The sequence below is a fragment of the Chryseobacterium sp. DZ-32 genome (assembly GCF_059587025.1).
On record NZ_JCAIOM010000019.1, the window covers coordinates 61100 to 77658 of the forward strand.

16 protein-coding genes and 1 riboswitch are annotated in these 16559 nt (G+C 35.9%); of the genes, 4 read left to right on the forward strand and 12 right to left on the reverse strand.

The features are described 5' to 3' along the window. Positions 1–58 precede the first annotated feature (58 nt). The 7 genes from AC59HC_RS18890 to AC59HC_RS18920 all read right to left on the reverse strand — a co-directional run bounded on the left by AC59HC_RS18890 (position 59) and on the right by AC59HC_RS18920 (position 4722). Entirely contained in the window at positions 59–610 is a 552-nt protein-coding gene (locus AC59HC_RS18890; RefSeq protein WP_202838842.1) for an REP-associated tyrosine transposase, read from the reverse strand. 162 nt (positions 611–772) lie between these two features. Then, the gene (locus tag AC59HC_RS18895) at positions 773–1690 is read right to left on the reverse strand and encodes an alpha/beta fold hydrolase (protein WP_496559152.1); all 918 of its coding nucleotides are present in this window, start codon (positions 1688–1690) and stop codon (positions 773–775) included. 228 nt (positions 1691–1918) lie between these two features. Further along, positions 1919–2470 carry a putative glycolipid-binding domain-containing protein gene (locus AC59HC_RS18900; protein ID WP_202838844.1) on the reverse strand — a complete coding sequence of 184 codons (552 nt, stop codon included), beginning with the start codon at positions 2468–2470 and terminating at the stop codon, positions 1919–1921. 113 nt (positions 2471–2583) lie between these two features. Then, entirely contained in the window at positions 2584–2814 is a 231-nt protein-coding gene (locus AC59HC_RS18905) for a hypothetical protein (RefSeq protein ID WP_343642025.1), read from the reverse strand. Positions 2815–2894: 80 nt separating this feature from the next. Next, positions 2895–3431: a GNAT family N-acetyltransferase gene (locus AC59HC_RS18910; protein ID WP_496559153.1), complete on the reverse strand. Its 537-nt coding sequence runs from the start codon at positions 3429–3431 to the stop codon at positions 2895–2897. A gap of 9 nt (positions 3432–3440) precedes the next feature. After that, entirely contained in the window at positions 3441–3833 is a 393-nt protein-coding gene (locus AC59HC_RS18915) for a VOC family protein (RefSeq protein ID WP_202838847.1), read from the reverse strand. 19 nt (positions 3834–3852) lie between these two features. Further along, entirely contained in the window at positions 3853–4722 is an 870-nt protein-coding gene (locus tag AC59HC_RS18920; protein ID WP_496559154.1) for a hypothetical protein, read from the reverse strand. A gap of 19 nt (positions 4723–4741) precedes the next feature. Between AC59HC_RS18920 and pafA the strand changes: the two genes are divergently transcribed. Further along, positions 4742–6388 carry an alkaline phosphatase PafA gene (gene pafA / locus AC59HC_RS18925; protein ID WP_343642033.1) on the forward strand — a complete coding sequence of 549 codons (1647 nt, stop codon included), beginning with the start codon at positions 4742–4744 and terminating at the stop codon, positions 6386–6388. A gap of 55 nt (positions 6389–6443) precedes the next feature. Here pafA and AC59HC_RS18930 read toward each other — a convergent pair whose 3' ends face one another. After that, entirely contained in the window at positions 6444–7574 is a 1131-nt protein-coding gene (locus tag AC59HC_RS18930; protein ID WP_343642035.1) for a tetratricopeptide repeat protein, read from the reverse strand. Then, complete coding sequence (locus AC59HC_RS18935; RefSeq protein ID WP_496559155.1) at positions 7571–9178, reverse strand: helix-turn-helix domain-containing protein; 1608 nt, start codon at positions 9176–9178, stop codon at positions 7571–7573. Before AC59HC_RS18935 ends, AC59HC_RS18930 begins: the two co-directional genes overlap by 4 nt. Positions 9179–9332: 154 nt before the next feature. Between AC59HC_RS18935 and AC59HC_RS18940 the strand changes: the two genes are divergently transcribed. The 3 genes from AC59HC_RS18940 (at position 9333) to AC59HC_RS18950 (ending at position 13899) form a co-directional block, all read left to right on the forward strand. Next, positions 9333–10646 (forward strand): T9SS type A sorting domain-containing protein, encoded by a 1314-nt coding sequence (locus AC59HC_RS18940; RefSeq protein ID WP_496559156.1) that lies wholly within the window; start codon positions 9333–9335, stop codon positions 10644–10646. 137 nt (positions 10647–10783) lie between these two features. Beyond that, positions 10784–10961: riboswitch (cobalamin riboswitch) on the forward strand. A gap of 31 nt (positions 10962–10992) precedes the next feature. Then, positions 10993–12819 carry a TonB-dependent receptor plug domain-containing protein gene (locus AC59HC_RS18945; RefSeq protein WP_496559157.1) on the forward strand — a complete coding sequence of 609 codons (1827 nt, stop codon included), beginning with the start codon at positions 10993–10995 and terminating at the stop codon, positions 12817–12819. Between the two features lie 21 nt (positions 12820–12840). Beyond that, on the forward strand, positions 12841–13899 hold the full coding sequence (locus AC59HC_RS18950; RefSeq protein WP_202838854.1) for a YncE family protein: 1059 nt from the start codon (positions 12841–12843) through the stop codon (positions 13897–13899). Between the two features lie 152 nt (positions 13900–14051). Here AC59HC_RS18950 and AC59HC_RS18955 read toward each other — a convergent pair whose 3' ends face one another. The 3 genes from AC59HC_RS18955 to AC59HC_RS18965 form a co-directional block, all read right to left on the reverse strand. Further along, positions 14052–15470, reverse strand: a complete 1419-nt coding sequence (locus AC59HC_RS18955; protein WP_110011356.1) for a CCA tRNA nucleotidyltransferase — start codon at positions 15468–15470, stop codon at positions 14052–14054. 37 nt (positions 15471–15507) lie between these two features. Next, positions 15508–15852 (reverse strand): nuclear transport factor 2 family protein, encoded by a 345-nt coding sequence (locus AC59HC_RS18960; protein ID WP_395974651.1) that lies wholly within the window; start codon positions 15850–15852, stop codon positions 15508–15510. Positions 15853–15959: 107 nt separating this feature from the next. Beyond that, the gene (locus AC59HC_RS18965) at positions 15960–16508 is read right to left on the reverse strand and encodes an L-threonylcarbamoyladenylate synthase (protein WP_110011358.1); all 549 of its coding nucleotides are present in this window, start codon (positions 16506–16508) and stop codon (positions 15960–15962) included. Positions 16509–16559 lie beyond the last annotated feature (51 nt).

Below are 16559 nucleotides of genomic sequence, written 5' to 3' on the forward strand. Positions count from 1 at the left end.
ATTTGAATGGAGGAAGTTTTCCCTTTTGCTGGCGCGAGCGTCCCGCTCGTGTCCACAATCATAAATTAACATCTATTTCAAGAATCTCATCATAATCATCAGAATAATTTCTGGCACTACTGTATTTCCACTCCCAAGGCTCCATAACAAAGCCCGCCTTCACAGGGGTTTGATGAACGTAATTTAGTTTTTGCTCAAATACTTTCAACGTCCATATTTCTATTGGATTATTATTCTGCTGCCAAAACTGATATTTTTTTATATTAGAATTTTGGCCTCCTGCTTTTTTGAACATCCACAATAACCATTCTTTTCTGCTTTCCTGATTATTTTCTTCTATGGCCTTAAGCAACTTTTTAGCAGTAAAACCCTTAAAATCTCTTATTAATTCTGAAGGTTGACCTTTTTCTGATCTGAAAATTAAATGTATATGACTGGGCATGATACAATATCCGAAAATAGTCATTCCTTTATTCTTTCTACAATAATTTAATGCTTCAATAATGATATCGAAATATTCAATTCTTGTAAAAATATCAATCCAAAATACCGTAGCAAAGCTTATAAAATATGCTCCTTCTTTTTCATGAAATTTGTGTTTTCTACTCATAATCTAAAAGTAATAAAAACACACATTATTATTTTTAGAAATTAAATTTTTAAAAATAGATTATTGTGGGGACACGAGTGAGACGCTCGCGCCAGCGTAGGGAAAGTTTTCGGCCGGCCGGAGGCTGCGCCGAAAACTTTTCATAAAAATAAACAACTGCTATTACTTCGTTGTTTTTACGAAATGAGTAACAGACTTCACAAATTCTTTATTTTTCTCATAGTACAAAAGATGTCCGCCATCAATAGAAACTACTTTTTGATTGGGAAACCGGAAGGTTTTATAATGCTGAGTTCCGACTGCTTTATCATTTTTTCCGGTAATGATAAGTACCGGAACACGAATGTCCCTGGTGATGGGTGCATAATCGGCATAATATTCAGGGAATTCTTTGGGTTTTGAGATCACTGCCATTCCAAAGTCGATGATGCGGGGATGAAGAGAATCTATTTTATCCGACTCTTTTATGGTTTCAATATCCTCGGTCAGGAATTTATATCCGATTCTTTTCTTTCTTAAAGCGCTGCTGACTTTTGAAAGCTCTGAAGAAAGACTGTCTTTAGGAATCACTCTGTTTTTTATCTGTAAAAGGCTGTTTCCATATTCAATCTGTTCTTTGACAGATTCATCATTCAGAAAATGAAGGGTAACGTTCGCAAGAATGAGGCCTTTGGTATACTCTGGATATTTTTTTGCATAACCGACAGCAATGATTCCACCAAAAGAATGAGCCAGTAAAAATACTTTTTTCAATTTCAGATGCTGTCTCAGTTCTTCTATATCCTGAATCATTGTATCGAGATGATAATTTTCCGATGTACCGGATTCACCGGAACCCCGCTGGTCCATATAGATCATCTGTAAGTTTTTTTCCAGATTATTTCCACCCATCAGCTCAAAAGATGGATATCCCTGTCCGGGGCCACCTGGAATATAAATACAAACTTCTCCTTTTCCGGAGACTTTATATTTGATCTTTACGTGATCTGAGGTCTCAAAGATGCCTTCTGACGGTTTATTCTGAGCTGAAATGACAGTCAAGGAAGTGAGAAAAAAGAGTAGGATAGCAATTGTTTTCATATTATTATAACAACTGTATAAGGGTATTTATTACTAAAATACCAAACTATCTTCCTTTGGCTCTGTCACATCTTAATTCTTTGATTATATTGTACAAATGCAATACATTTAAAAAGAGCATTATCTTTAAGTTCTCTTACTTTATCAGATTGTTCCTGAGTATTATTTGCCTTGAAATGCAAGGGCAGCAGCTTGATCTATTAACGATTATGGAGGTCTTTTATGGTATTAAAATTCTGCAATCTTTTCAAACAATTCAGGGTAGCTGGTGACTAATCCACTTTCGTCAACCGAAATTTCAGCTTTAAAATTGGTTTCGATATTTTCATACAGGTATTTATTAACAGCTGTCCGGGTATAATCTTGTTGAACAGGTCTGATATGATGTTTTAACACGTCAATATATATAATATTAATCTTTTGAGAACCACTCTCTGAAAGCTTTAAATTGTTGATCGGTAGAGTATTGGTAAACGGAGTAAGAGAAATGTCTATGAAATTGAAATGATCAAACTCAGGATTTACAACACCATTAATTTCCCATTGGCTTTGATTTCTTTTTCCCGAAAAAGTTTTTTTAATTGTATTGATCTCGGATTCGATCAGAAAATCCTGAACGATCCAGTTTTTATCAGTATGGATTTTATACTCTACATTGTATATTTTATCTTCAATACAACCGATGATTTTTGATTCAATAGTGTAATTTTTATCATTGGATAATAGATTGAAATATTCAAGGGACTGATAATAGATTCCTTTCCAGATTAATGTCTTCATAATGATATTCTTTGATGTATTATTAAGAGATGCAAGTTAATGAATGCTATGGCTGATTGCAAAAAAAGAGCGGTAAACACCGCCCTTCCAAAATTTTATCTAACAAAATGCATTTACATATAAACACATCCACATCCTGTTTCCCATTCCTGGCACAGACGCATTGGCTCATTACATCCGGGATTACCGCCACCACCCGAAACTCTGTAACAGGTACCATCACTGCAATAGTAGGAACCTATTGTCGGAGGGCAGTTGCCATCCAGATCACATAAAGCATAGGGAGTGTCACCACCACTGATCAGCACCAGCTGATTTCTCTTTAGTTTTTTAAGGTTTTTCATAGTAATTATTTTTAATTTGTTGATTACTAATGTATAAAAATTTTAACACACCAGCAAGTGTTTTAATGAGTAGGATAAAATTACTCTATATCCAAAGTCATGAAAAGGGCAATCTCCTCTGTATTTTCGTACAACCTTGTGTTGAGCCCGGTAATATTAAATCCCATTCTTCTGTAAAATTGTATCGCAGGATAATTGGTATTTTGTGTTTCCAGTTCAATAACCCTGCAATTTAATCTCCTGGCTTCTTTAATGGCATTTTTAATCAGCATGATGCCGATTCCCTGCCGTCTGTGTTTTTCGTCAACCAGAATGTTTTCTATGTAAAAACTGTTGTTCCATGTTCTGTGTTCACAGATGATCCATCCTGCCAGCTCTTCATTGACAAAAGCACCAAAGGAATTTCCCTGTTCAATGATTGTATTCATTTCTTCAAGGTCTTCGGAAGTCGTTTCCCAGATTTTGGTATAAGGCAAAAACTTTTCCTTTATAATAAACTCAAAAGAACCTCCGAATTCAATAGATGAAACTACATATCGTATGTCTGTTGTATATCCGTTATGTCCCCATCCTGAGCAGGGATTGAAGGACAGCTGCTGTAATTTTTTTATTTCCACCTTTATATTTTATTGCATTTCAGTACAGATTTCTACCAGATAATTGCTGGGATCTTTGATATAAGCTGTTTTTTGTCCCCATGGTTTTACCGCGATATCTTCGTAAAGAACAGCCCCGTTTTTTAGTGCCTTTTCTACCAAGGCTTCCACATCATCCGTTGTAAATCCCAGTTCCATTCCAAAAGGTTTGTCTTCTGTTTTTGCGGTTAAAAATCCTTTTTTAATATTGGAATTGGCCAGGCTCACAGAAGCAAATGAAAGACTTGTTTCCCCGGTCAGCAGTTCGCCATAATCTTTTTCAGGAGTGATGAATTTTATTTCCGAACCAAAGGTGTTTTTATAAAAATTCATGGACAGTTCTACATCTTCCACGTACAGAATAACATATTTGAATTTGATCATAAGATTGAATCTGAAAGGTTTATTTCTTGTTTACAATATATTCTTCATCTACTATCAACACTGAATGGGGTCCGTGTAAAGGATATTCCTTAAAGCTTCCGAAATGACCGAAATGAAGAGGATATTTCTGGCTAAGCTGCCGCACTTTACGTCCAAATGAATTGATGTCAACCTTTTGCAAGGAATCTTTTTTCTGCCTGCCATTGGTGAAAAAGAGCATCAGATTACAATGATCTTTAAAATCAAAATCATTATAATAAAATACATGAAGGTTTTCTTCTCTGGAAATCCGGGTCAGGTCATCAATCAATTCTTTTTTATGCTGCAAAGGCAGATTACAATCAATTCTGGCAGCATAATGTTCTGCATTACTTTTTTTGAAGTCAGAACCCACCATCTGAATGAAACGGTGCTGTATATTTTTGAATTCCTCCTTTTCCGGAGGATAGTTTTTGCTGGATTGAATGGCAAAAGGAAGACTTGCATCCAATAATACTGCATTTTCACGGATCAATAGCTCTTCAACCAATTTAGCAAACTGAAAATGAAAATCAAAAAGCATATGGTCTCCAATATTGATGATGATTTGATTTCCATCGATATTCAGGTGTAAATATGTTTTCTTGAAATCTGATTTTAGTGCTTCCAGTTTAGGAATAAAATCATCTGTATTTTCCACTTGTACTCTGGTTGTCAGTTCAGCAGGAGTATCGGCATGTCCTCCAAGTCCAGGAGAAAATTTGAAAAATTGAAAGTCATATAATTGTTCCGGAAATTTGAAATACCAGTATACGCCTAAAATCATAGAAGATTGGTTGATAATTGTACAATAATCAAAATTAAATAAAATTTCACACTCCAAAACTTTCAAAACCCTTAAATTTGTCATCAATAAAAATTTTACTTGGATGCTTAGGAACATTTCAATTGCGGCAGCTACTTTATTCTCCGTAGTTACAATCAATGCACAGAAGAACAGAAATACCCAACTGGAAAGACCCAAATTAGTCGTTGGTCTGGTAGTAGACCAGATGCGTTGGGACTATTTGTACCGTTTTTATGGTAAATACGGGAATGACGGCTTCAAAAGGCTTTTAAATACAGGATATTCTTTAAATAATGTACATATTCCTTATGTTCCCACCATTACGGCTCTGGGGCACACGTGTATCTATACGGGATCTGTACCTGCTATTCACGGTATTGCCGGAAATGACTGGACAGATAAGGAAACAGGTAAAGGAGTTTACTGTACCGCAGATGAGAACGTTCAGCCGGTAGGTACTACCAATACAAAAACAGGAAGCCATTCTCCGAAAAACCTTTGGTCTACCACAGTAACTGACGAATTGAGACTGGCAACAAATTTCCAGGGAAAAGTAGTCGGTGTCTCTTTGAAAGACCGTGCTTCCATTCTTCCTGCAGGCCATACTCCAAACGGAGCTTTCTGGTTTGATGACAGCACAGGAAATTTCATTACCAGTACATGGTATATGAATGATCTTCCACAGTGGGTAAAATCATTCAACTCTCAGAATCTTCCTGAGAAATTAGTAGCCAATGGCTGGAATACATTACTTCCAATCAATGAATATACAGAAAGCGCACCAGACAATTCACCTTGGGAAGGCTTGTTGGGAAGTGCAAAAACACCTACTTTCCCTTACAGTAATTTAGCAAAAGATTACCAGACTAAAAAAGACAATATCCGTTATACACCTTTTGGAAATACATTGACTTTAAAACTGGCAGAAGCTTCTGTAGAAGGTGAAAAGCTGGGTGGAGATAATATTACAGACTTCTTAGCGATTAATCTGGCATCTACGGATTATGCAGGACATAAATTCGGGCCGAATTCTATTGAAGTAGAAGATGTATATATCAGATTAGATCAGGATTTAGCTGAGTTTTTCAAGTATCTTGATTCAAAAGTAGGAAAAGGCGAGTACACGGTTTTCCTTTCTGCTGACCACGGTGGAGCACACTCTGTAGGATTCCTTAAAGAACATAAAATCCCTACAGGTTTCTTTGGAGAAGATGCGGAAAAGAATCTGAACCAGAAACTGAAAGAAAAATTCGGAACCGATAAACTGGTCAACGCCATTGATAACTATCAGGTTTATTTCGACAGAAAAGTATTGGCAGACAACAAGCTTGAATTGGATGATGTTAGAAATTTCGCTGTAAAAGAAATTGAGAAAGATCCTACTGTTTTATATGCTGTTTCTGTAGACAAAGTTCAGGAGTCAAGCATTCCGGAGCCAATCAAACAAAGAATTATTAACGGGATCAACAGACAGAGAAGCGGAGATATCCAGTTAATTTCTCACGATTCTATGCTTCCGCCATATTCTAAAACAGGAACTACGCACAGCGTATGGAATTCTTACGATTCTCATATTCCATTGATCTTTATGGGTTGGGGAGTGAAGCAGGGAGAAAGCAATAAAGAATATCACATGACGGATATTGCACCTACGGTATCTTCTTTATTGAAAATTCAATTCCCGAGTGGAAATGTAGGAAACCCAATTACCGAGGTTATTGGTAAGTAAATTGAAAATTATAAAAAAACATTCCCAACCGGGAATGTTTTTTGTTTTTTACAGCTTATGATGTTCGTATCATTTGCTGTATCTCATGATGAAACTTCTTATTTTGCTTTCTGATTTTTATAATAAGATATAACAGTAGAATTATAAGAATACCTCCCAGGAAAACAGAACCTATTTTAATATAACGATCATCAGATTTTAGTTTCTCACTTTTTAAAACGGTTTCCCTGTTATGATTGTCGATCACCTGATTAATAGACTTCAGTTCATTCTGCTTTCTTTGAAATCGCATTTCCAGGTATTTTTTATTATACTGCTGATAAAGATCCTGTTGTCCTAAAGCAAGATAATTTTCTGCCAATTCCTTGTAAAGCCCTTCATTCAGGATGATATCTCCGGTATTTTTACAAAGTTCCCCGGCTTTTAGTAAGAGATCTATTGCGGCTTGATTTTCATGCTTTTGTTTGTGTATTTCAGCAATTCCTTTCAAAGCAAATGCTTCCAGACTTTTACCATAATTCTTCCGGGCATAGCTGACAGACTGTAAAAATGACTCTTGTGCTTTGTCAATCTCATTAAGGTTCAGATAACAGTATCCAATATTGTAGTATACCACACTCATATTGGAGTAAGTGGTTTTCTTTACAGGAACCTTTTCATAATTCTGTATGGAAATCAGGAACTTTTCCAAAGCAATTTCTGAATTAGACTGGCTTTTGTAAACCATTCCTCTTATCGCATAGCTTGCTGCAGTCTCACTATATTTTTCAGGATTTTTTTCAGGAATTTTTGCAATATACTGTTCAGCCTCATTCAGTGTTTCAAGACATTTGTTAAAAAGTTCCATTTGCTGATACTGGATAGCGACTGAAATGAGAACCCCGGCTTGGCTTCTGGGGTCATTGGTTTTTTGTAGAAGTTCTTTTGCTTTTAAAATATATTGTAAAGATTCCTCAAAATTTCTTTTAGCAATATTGGCTGTTGAAAGCAGCATATAGAGATCAATGGAGGTTTTTATATCATGAGATTTTTTTAATAATTGTTCCCCGATTTTGATGGTGTTATCGGGGTTGTCATAAATTTCAAGTTTTGCTTTTTTTATTAAGACACTATCGGGTGTCTTTTGGCCTTTCACACAATGACAAAAAACAGCCAGCAGCAGTACTATTTTTAAAATTGATTTCATAAGACTTTTGTTTTACTGATTTCCTGAATATAGGTGTTGGGAGACATGCCGGTAACAGATTTGAAAACAGTTGTAAAAGCACTGTGTGAAGAAAACCCGGAATATTCTGCAAGATAGCTTACTTTATAATTAAGAAAAGTAGAATCAGTTCTTAATAGCTGTACAATATGATTGATTCTAAGTTTATTAATGTATCCATTGAAGTTTTTTTCCTTACTGTTAATAATTTCGGAAAGGTACTTTGTATTGATTTCCATTTGAGAAGAAAGCAGCGACAGAGACATGTTTTTATTGAGAAACCTATCGGATTTTTCAAATTCTTCTAGCTTTTGGAGAATTTCATCTTCTTTTTCCTTCGATATTTTTGGCGTCCCGTTATCTTTTATTGTATTTGTTTTGTTTGAAATAGCCGGCTGAGTCTTTTGGCTGGTCTGCTTTTCAAAGAAATCAAACTGTTTTTTTAAATCTTTATTTTTACCTCTAATGACTAAAAAATAGGCAAGCAAGCCCAGGATTATCAAAGATAAAATGAAGATTAAAACCGAGGAAGATCTTAAAAGCATATACCTCTGAAATTCAATGTTTTTATTCTGATTGGTTTCCACAAGCTTCACCAGATATCGTATCCCTTCTTTTGAACCGGAATCTGTTTTTGTTTTTAAATCAGTGTAAAGTTTATTGTACTGATGATATTTTGCATCATTATGTACCGCGTAATAATTACGGGACAGTGATTCGTAAATTTTAATTTTTAAATTATTAAACGGAAGATTCTCGATCAATCGAAGACCTGCCTCCAATTTTTGAATAGAGGTTGCATAATCCTGCTTCAGAAAATAGTATTGGGACAGATTCTCATAAGCCAAACCTAAAAGAAACGGCTGGTTTTTCTGAGATTCAAGATCAGCAATCACATTTTCTATAAGTATTTTATATTCTATTGATTTATTCTGCTTCAGCAGATAAGAAGAGCGAAAAATTCTGTTTTCTATTTTTAAAATTCTGTTCTCTTCATTATGATTCCCAAGGTATTGGTTGCTTTTATCAAGATTTTGTAAGGCTTCAGGATAGTTTCTGTTGATTCCTGAGTTTAATGCCTGAAGCTGATACAATTTTGCAGTGGTGATTCTTAAGGAACGATCATTACTTTTAGGAAGTTTCTGATCGGATAAAAGATTGGTAATAATTGTCTTTGACTGATTGTATAAACCCAGATTCTGATACTGATCAGCAAGATTATAACCACTGAAGACCTGCATAAAATATGAAAGGTTATTTTTCTGATCAATATCTTCTTTTTGAGCAAAAATATTGACAGACTGTACATAGTCTCCCTTCAGGGCAAAAGCTTGTGAAATAATATTTTGAAGTACAATTTTGTGCTCTCTATTTTGATCACTCACAAGAATTCCCTGGGTATAACTGATGCATTCGTCGGGATTCTGATACAATTTCAGAAATGCTTTATCTGCTAGCATATTGAAGTCGGGGGCGGACTGTCCTTTGGTAATAAGGAAGCAGAAAATAAACAGTAAGATTTGAAATAATTTTTGTCCTGATAAATTGTTTTTTGTGTTTTTTTGAATAATTCCGGTAAAATCCATATTCAAAATATTGTTTTATATCTATTTGGTTATTAGTATTTTAAAAATTAAACTCTTTTAAAATTCACGAATTATGAAAGTCAATTTCTTTTAATTGAGTGAATGTTGTATTAATATTGTTTTCACCAATTCAAAACGCTAAATATAATAAAATATGAAAAATTTTTACAGAATGTCAATGAAAATATTGATGGCTTATCTTTTCCTGAAATTTGGTTTTGCAGAAGCGCAGCTTACTGTAATCGGCTTGGGAAATTATAATGTAGGCGCAGTATCGGATAATGGAGTAGTAAGCTTGCACACCAGTGCAGGAAGTATATATAAATGGAATGCTGCAGGAGGACTCGTACAGATAGGTTCTATAACAAACGGATATCCGGCTGCAGGCAGAACCATTGTTTCGAATGACGGAACCAAAATATCGTCGTCGGTTACCAATGCCGCAACAGGATTCAATGAAATATCTACTTATGATGTCGCTACGGCCACATGGGTAAACAGAGGCGGGCTTGTACCTACAGGATGGGATGGCAGCGTAAGCTCTACCTGGGGAATGTCGACTGATGGAAATACTATTGTTGGTCTTGGTTTTCTCACCGCAGCGAATGCGCATGCTGTGAAATGGGACGAAGTAAACGGCGTGGTAGATCTGGGAAGTATAGTTCCCGGACGCAGCTCCAGAGCAAACGCAATCAATGCAGCAGGAACAGTGATTGTAGGCTGGCAGGATGAATCAACTGGAACAAGAAGCGGAGCAAAATGGCAGGATGGAGTGGAAAGTTTTATTACAGATAATAATGGGAATCATGTAGGAGAAGCAGGAGGAATTTCTGCTGACGGAAATACAATAATAGGTTCGGCAAATCCTAATCCTTATGTATGGAATGCTGTGAGCGGACTTACTTATATAACGCATCCTAATGCTTCTTTCAGCTTCAAAGGAGGTGCCACCGGGATTTCTGCTGATGGGAAAAAAGTGATCGGGTATTACAGAGCATTTGGGGCTCCTCCCATGTCAGGAGAAGGCTTTATCTGGACCTCTGCCGCCGGGAGAATTAACCTGAATGATTATGCGGCATCTTTAGGAATTGCCACTAATGGAGTAACAATGGGACTTCCTCTTGCAATTTCACAGGACGGAAAGAAAATTGCCGGGTCAGGGACGAATGCTTCAGGGCAGATGATTGCTTTTTACCTGGATACTTCTGAATTTTTATCGGTGAGTGATGCTGTGAAAGAGAAAAACAATATAGGTATCTATCCTAATCCAGTGGCTGACATCCTGTATTTTAAAGGAAAAGGAAAAATAGAGAAAGCAGAAATTTATAATATGGTTGGACAAAAGGTAAAATCATTGGATACTGTAGAAGGACAGATTGATGTTTCATCCCTGTCAAAAGGAGATTATATTTTACAATATTCAGTAAAAGGAGTACAACAGGAGCCTTATAAATTTATTAAAAAGTAACATATATAAATAGTAAAGTAGTGGGATGAATGGCTGTTTTCAATATTGAAAGCGGCCGTTCTTTTTTGTGTATATAACAAAAGGATAGCATATTTTGTATAGAAAAGTCTGGTTTTTGGCAAATACATATAAAAAACTATCTTTGCAAAAATTTTGGTTTCCAGTATTTTGGAATGAAAAGGGAATCGGGTGTAACTCCCGGACTGTCCCCGCAACTGTAAATCGCAACACAAGTTTCTGCAAAACGCCACTGTGTAAAAACGGGAAGGAGCAGAATGCGAAAGTCAGGAGACCTGCCAGGATTATAATTAAAAACATATTGCTTTCGGAGGAAAAGTAAAAAAGTATGGATATAAAAAGATCTTTAGTACTGCTTTTTTCATCTTATGGGTGTTTTCTTTTTGGACAAGAGAAAACTATTGACACTATTTATGTCTTCGACAACCAGATGAACAGGGTGAAACTTTTTCATCCCGTAAAAACAATTACAACAGAAGATGCTGAAAAAAACTCCGGTAATCTTTCGGAGCTTCTGAGGTTTCAATCGCAGGTTTTCATTAAAGAAAATGGCCGTGGTGCTGTTTCTTCGCCTTCTTTCAGAGGAACAACTGCCCAGCAGACTGCATTCGTATGGAACGGAATTAATATCAATTCTAATTTTTTAGGCCAGGGAGATATCAATAATATTGCTTTGTTCGGCTATGATCAGATCGGTATCAAAGCGGGTGGAGGAAGTGTAGTGTACGGAAGTGGTGCCATCGGGGGAAGTATTCACCTGAATAATACTCTTGATTTTAATAAAGGCTTCCATGGTTCTTTATTCTCTGAAGTGGCTTCCTTTAATACCTATAATAACTTTGTAAAAGGTTCTTACAGCAATGATAAGTTCAGTTTTAAAGCCTCCGGAAATTATTCTGTAAGTGAAAATGATTATAAGGTAAGCGATCTGAATTACATCAACAGAAACGGGAATTATTACAATACGACGTTCAATGTAGGAGCATCCTATAAAATTACAAACGATCATAAGGTTTCGTGGCAAAGCCAGTTTTTTGATTCTTCACAGCATTATCCTGTATATGAGGAAACGGGAACAAAAACAAAATATACAACTCAAAGTGTAAGAAGTCTTCTTTCTTGGGACTGGAACAAAGCGAAGTTCAGTAATTCCCTTAAAGCAGCCTATACGGAAGAGAATTTTCAGTATTTCGGTTCGTTAAACCAACCTAAATCCAGTGGAGGAACCGGGAAAAATTATATCTTTAAAAATGATTTTAATTATTTCCTGAATTCAAAATGGAATTTTAATATCATCGGAGAATTTCAGATTAATAAAGGAGAAGGGTACGAGAGCGGAATATCCAATGTCAGCAGGAATATAGGTTCTGTTTCAGGATTATTGCGGTATTTTGCAACAAAAGATCTGCGTTTTGAAGGAGGATTCAAAAAAGATTTTGTAGAAGATGTAAAGTCTCCTTTTATGTATTCATTCTCCGGAAAATGGAACGCCGCAAAATGGTATGATCTGAGTATTAACGTATCCAAAAACTTCAGATATCCTTCATTTAATGATATTTATTATGAACCGGGAGGAAATAAAGATCTGAGACCGGAAACCTCTACTCAGGTGGATATGACCAATGAGTTCAAAGTGGGAGATTTCAAACTTACTCTGTCTCCCTACTATATGAACATCACAGATCTTATTGTATGGCTTCCAACGGCTATGGGATACTGGCAGGCATACAATGTCAATAAATCCGAATCTTACGGGCTGGAATCCCTGTTGTCTTTCAGCAAGCAGTGGGGAAATCATAAATTCAGAGCCAATGCAGCATACTATTATGCAAAAGCTATCGATAAAGAAACGAAGATGCAGAGACCTTACGTTCCCATGCACAGGGGAAATGCCGGTATAGATTACGAATATGGTTTCTTCAGGTTTTATGCACAGGGACAGCTGAACGGTGTTACCTACACCACAAGTGATGAAAAGAGATCAGAAGCTATAGATCCTTATTTTCTTTTAAATATGGGAGTTTCTGCCACCTTAGCAAAAAAATATACCTTAGGGTTTAAAGTGAATAATCTAACCAATACCTACTATAAAACCGTTTCTTTCTATCCTTTACCAAAAAGAAACTATAGTGTGTATGCAGCAATAAATTTTTAATAAATTAAAATTGAATAAATTATGAAAATAACTAAACTTTTAACTGTCTTATTTGCAGTTGTACTATTGTTTAATATGTCTTCATGTACAAGTGACTCTGCCGAGTTTGAAATTTCTCCGATCACTTACCAGAACGGATATTTTATCTCTAATGAAGGTAATTTTAACAGCCAGGGTGCTAAAGTAACATTCCTGACAAGAGATTTAAGCTTAAAGCAGGATGACGTATATGGGTACAATAACAATAAAGAAATTCTGGGTGACGTTCTTCAGACCATTGGTCTTAATGGAAATAAGGCTTATCTTGTGATCAATAACTCAAACAAAATTGTTGTAGTAGACCGTTATACATTTAAGAAATTAGGAGTAATCACTAATCAGATTGATAACCCGAGAGGAATTGCTTTTGCTAATGATTTTATCTATGTTGCTAATCTAAACTTCTCTACGAATGCAACAAGTGTAACAAAATATAAGGCTTCCGACTATTCATTTGTAAGCAAAATCACGATGACAGGCGGGGCTGATAAAGCAGTAGAAGCAGGTGGAAATATTTTTGTGCAGAATGCTACTTCCGGATATGGAAATATGATTACTTATATCAATACTTCTAATGACAGTAAAACTGAACTTACTGTTCCGAATGGTAAGATTAACAGTACTATTTCATACAAATCCAATGTATATACAATTTCTTCTACAGCTACTGATTCTTATATCTATAAAATCTCCGGCACAGGGGCTATGACACCGGTAGTTACGTTGACAGGAATTCCAAGTGCTACCAATCTTCAGATTGATAATGATAAAATCTATTTCAGTTCTGCCAATAAAGTGTATACAACAAGTTTAGCTACACCAACAGTTCCTGCAAGCCCGCTATTAACAGCTGCAGATGGTGGTCCTTATTTTACGCTTTATGGATTTAATGTTATTGATGGTAGAATTTTTGCATCAGATGTTAAACAATTCACTCAGGAAAGCGAAATGACTGTATATTCAGCAACTACGGGTACCAAGCTTACTTCCCTTAAAACAGGTGGTCTTGGTGCTAACGGAACTTTCCTTAACCCGCAATAATTATTACTTCTAAAAATAATTTTTTATTTTTTCATCATTTGTGTTTTTTTCCGGCCGGTTTCGAAGAAACCGGCCGGCTTTGTTTCCTTAAGAAAAAAAATCCGGCGGGATGGAACATCCCGCCGGATTTTTTAATATTTTTCTAAATCGAATTATAAGGTTAATCCCAGTTTCTCAGCTTCAGCAATGACAAATTTCGTCGCTTCTTCTTTTTCATTGGGAATTTCACCTTCAAGAATAGCTTCTTTCACTTTCTCTTTCAGGATACCAATTTCACGGCCCGGCTTAAGATTAAACATTTCCATAATTTCTTCTCCGGTGATAGGCGGCTGGAAGTTTCTTACCTGATCTTTTTCTTCCACTTCCTTGATCTTGACCGCTACATATTCAAAGTTTCTTTTGAATTTCTCCTGTTTTTTAGAATTTTTAGTGGTAATATCTGCCTTGCAAAGGGTGAAAAGGTCTTCCAGATCTTCTCCTGCATCAAATAAAAGTCTTCTTAATGCAGAATCTGAAGCATCATCCGTAATCAGCGCAATTGGCCTTGATGAAAGCTTGACCATTTTCTGAACATATTTCATGTCACTTCCCAAAGGTAATTTCAATCTCTGGAAAAGTGTTTTTACCATTTTTGAACCTAAAAATTCATGCCCGTGAAAAGTCCATCCTGTTCCTTCTACAAACTTTTTCGTCGGAGCTTTCCCAATGTCATGAAGAAGGGCAGACCAGCGAAGCCAAAGATTATCGGTATTCACAGAAATATTATCCACTACTTCCAGCGTATGATAAAAATTATCTTTGTGAGTTTGTCCTTCCACTTCTTCCACGCCTTTCAGTTCGATCAGTTCAGGAATAACAAGCTTCATAAGACCGGTTTGTTCCATCAGTCTCAATCCGATAGACGGTTTTTCAGACATCATGATTTTGTTAAACTCTACCATGATTCTTTCCATGGAAACAATCCTGATTCTTTCTGCTTCCTGTTGGATCGCTTTCAGAGAGTTTTCCTCAATTTTAAAATTTAAAGTGGAAGCAAAACGCACTGCTCTCATCATCCTTAACGGATCATCAGAATAGGTTTGCGCAGGTTCCAGAGGAGTTCTTAAAATTTCTTTTTCAAGATCATCAATCCCATTAAAAGGATCAATCAATTCTCCGAAATTATTTTTATTTAAAGAAATAGCCATCGCATTGATGGTAAAATCTCTTCTTTTCTGGTCATCTTCAAGACTTCCGCCTTCCACTTCTGGCTTCCGGCTGTTTTCTGTGTAGCTTTCCTTTCTTGCTCCCACAAACTCAAGTTCAAGTTCTTTATACTTGATCATAGCCGTTCCGTAAGTTTTGAATACGGAAACCTTCAATTTCGGATCTATATCCTGAGCTACATTCTGAGCAAGCTCGATACCGCTTTGTTCCGTTACAAAATCTATATCGGTAGATGCTTTTCTGTTCATCAGCAGATCTCGCACATAACCACCCACAATGTATACGGACTGGTTATTCCTTTCTGCTGCTTCAGAAATGATTTTAAATAGTTTTAAATTCTTATTTTGATTAAGATTAATTTTCATCGTTGATAATAGTGACAATTTCTACGTATGTTACCCATTAATCATAATGAGCATACATTCTACTAATTTTTCCCTCTTCATTAAAAAACATGACTTCAACGGCATGTTTATCCATAATCGACTTATAAAATAATGCTACCGAATCTACTCCTGCTGTGGAATGGATCAGATCAAAATGGAGGTCAGGAAATTTATCCAATGCCTTTCTCCAATATTCACGAACAGCTTCTTTTCCTTTTAAAGAACTTTCTTTACCGCCCGTAGCCAGTGCAATCATAGGAGTTGTAATCTCAATATCATCTGAATAGTGGGAAAGTATATCCTCCAGATCATGAGAATTCCACGCATTGATCCACATTTGGGCAAATTCGTGATGATTCATAGCAAATAGTTTATGAGTTGAGTTTGCAAAGATAGAATTAAAAAAAAGAAATCCTGCCGATATGAACTGACAAGACTCTAAAAAGTAAACATAAAAGTTCAGAATTCTTATTCCCGAAGAACTTTTATTCTGTTGTCATTCCATATTTTGATCACCGAAGAACCTGAGTATTTTGAAACTTTTTCTCTGTCTTCTTCCACTGCATAATCTACAAGGCTGATTATTTCCTCAGAAATATCAGAGAATTTCAATGGACTTTTTTCACCGCTGAAATTGGCAGAGGTAGATACCAATGGTCTGTTCAGTTTTGTAATCAGTTTTTTACAGAAATCATTTTTTACAAGACGAATTCCGATACTTCCATCCTCTGCAAGAAGTTCTTTGGGTAAACCTCTTGGGTTTTCGTAAACGATAGTTACCGGTTTTTCACTGAGATCAATAATTTCCCAGGCCATTTCAGGAACATCCACAAGATCCTGAAGTCTTTTCTCAGATTCCACAAGGATGATCATGGATTTGTTTTTTTCGCGCTTTTTAATGTCAAAAATCTTATTGACCGCTTCTATATTGGTGGCATCACAACCAATTCCCCAGATAGTATCAGTAGGGTAAAGAATTGTTCCGCCGGATTTTAATATTTCGATAATATGTTCCATAATTGTAGTGAATTCAAAGAATGGATAAAGGTAGAAAATATAAGAATTTCA

Excerpts from the sequence above, each read along its gene's own strand:
- AC59HC_RS18890 (WP_202838842.1), bottom strand. The coding sequence starts at position 610 with ATGAGTAGAAAACACAAATTTCATGAAAAAGAAGGAGCATATTTTATA.
- AC59HC_RS18895 (WP_496559152.1), bottom strand. The coding sequence starts at position 1,690 with ATGAAAACAATTGCTATCCTACTCTTTTTTCTCACTTCCTTGACTGTC.
- AC59HC_RS18900 (WP_202838844.1), bottom strand. The coding sequence starts at position 2,470 with ATGAAGACATTAATCTGGAAAGGAATCTATTATCAGTCCCTTGAATAT.
- AC59HC_RS18905 (WP_343642025.1), bottom strand. The coding sequence starts at position 2,814 with ATGAAAAACCTTAAAAAACTAAAGAGAAATCAGCTGGTGCTGATCAGT.
- AC59HC_RS18915 (WP_202838847.1), bottom strand. The coding sequence starts at position 3,833 with ATGATCAAATTCAAATATGTTATTCTGTACGTGGAAGATGTAGAACTG.
- AC59HC_RS18920 (WP_496559154.1), bottom strand. The coding sequence starts at position 4,722 with ATGACAAATTTAAGGGTTTTGAAAGTTTTGGAGTGTGAAATTTTATTT.
- pafA (WP_343642033.1), top strand. The coding sequence starts at position 4,742 with ATGCTTAGGAACATTTCAATTGCGGCAGCTACTTTATTCTCCGTAGTT.
- AC59HC_RS18930 (WP_343642035.1), bottom strand. The coding sequence starts at position 7,574 with ATGAAATCAATTTTAAAAATAGTACTGCTGCTGGCTGTTTTTTGTCAT.
- AC59HC_RS18935 (WP_496559155.1), bottom strand. The coding sequence starts at position 9,178 with ATGGATTTTACCGGAATTATTCAAAAAAACACAAAAAACAATTTATCA.
- AC59HC_RS18940 (WP_496559156.1), top strand. The coding sequence starts at position 9,333 with ATGAAAAATTTTTACAGAATGTCAATGAAAATATTGATGGCTTATCTT.
- AC59HC_RS18945 (WP_496559157.1), top strand. The coding sequence starts at position 10,993 with ATGGATATAAAAAGATCTTTAGTACTGCTTTTTTCATCTTATGGGTGT.
- AC59HC_RS18950 (WP_202838854.1), top strand. The coding sequence starts at position 12,841 with ATGAAAATAACTAAACTTTTAACTGTCTTATTTGCAGTTGTACTATTG.
- AC59HC_RS18955 (WP_110011356.1), bottom strand. The coding sequence starts at position 15,470 with ATGAAAATTAATCTTAATCAAAATAAGAATTTAAAACTATTTAAAATC.
- AC59HC_RS18960 (WP_395974651.1), bottom strand. The coding sequence starts at position 15,852 with ATGAATCATCACGAATTTGCCCAAATGTGGATCAATGCGTGGAATTCT.
- AC59HC_RS18965 (WP_110011358.1), bottom strand. The coding sequence starts at position 16,508 with ATGGAACATATTATCGAAATATTAAAATCCGGCGGAACAATTCTTTAC.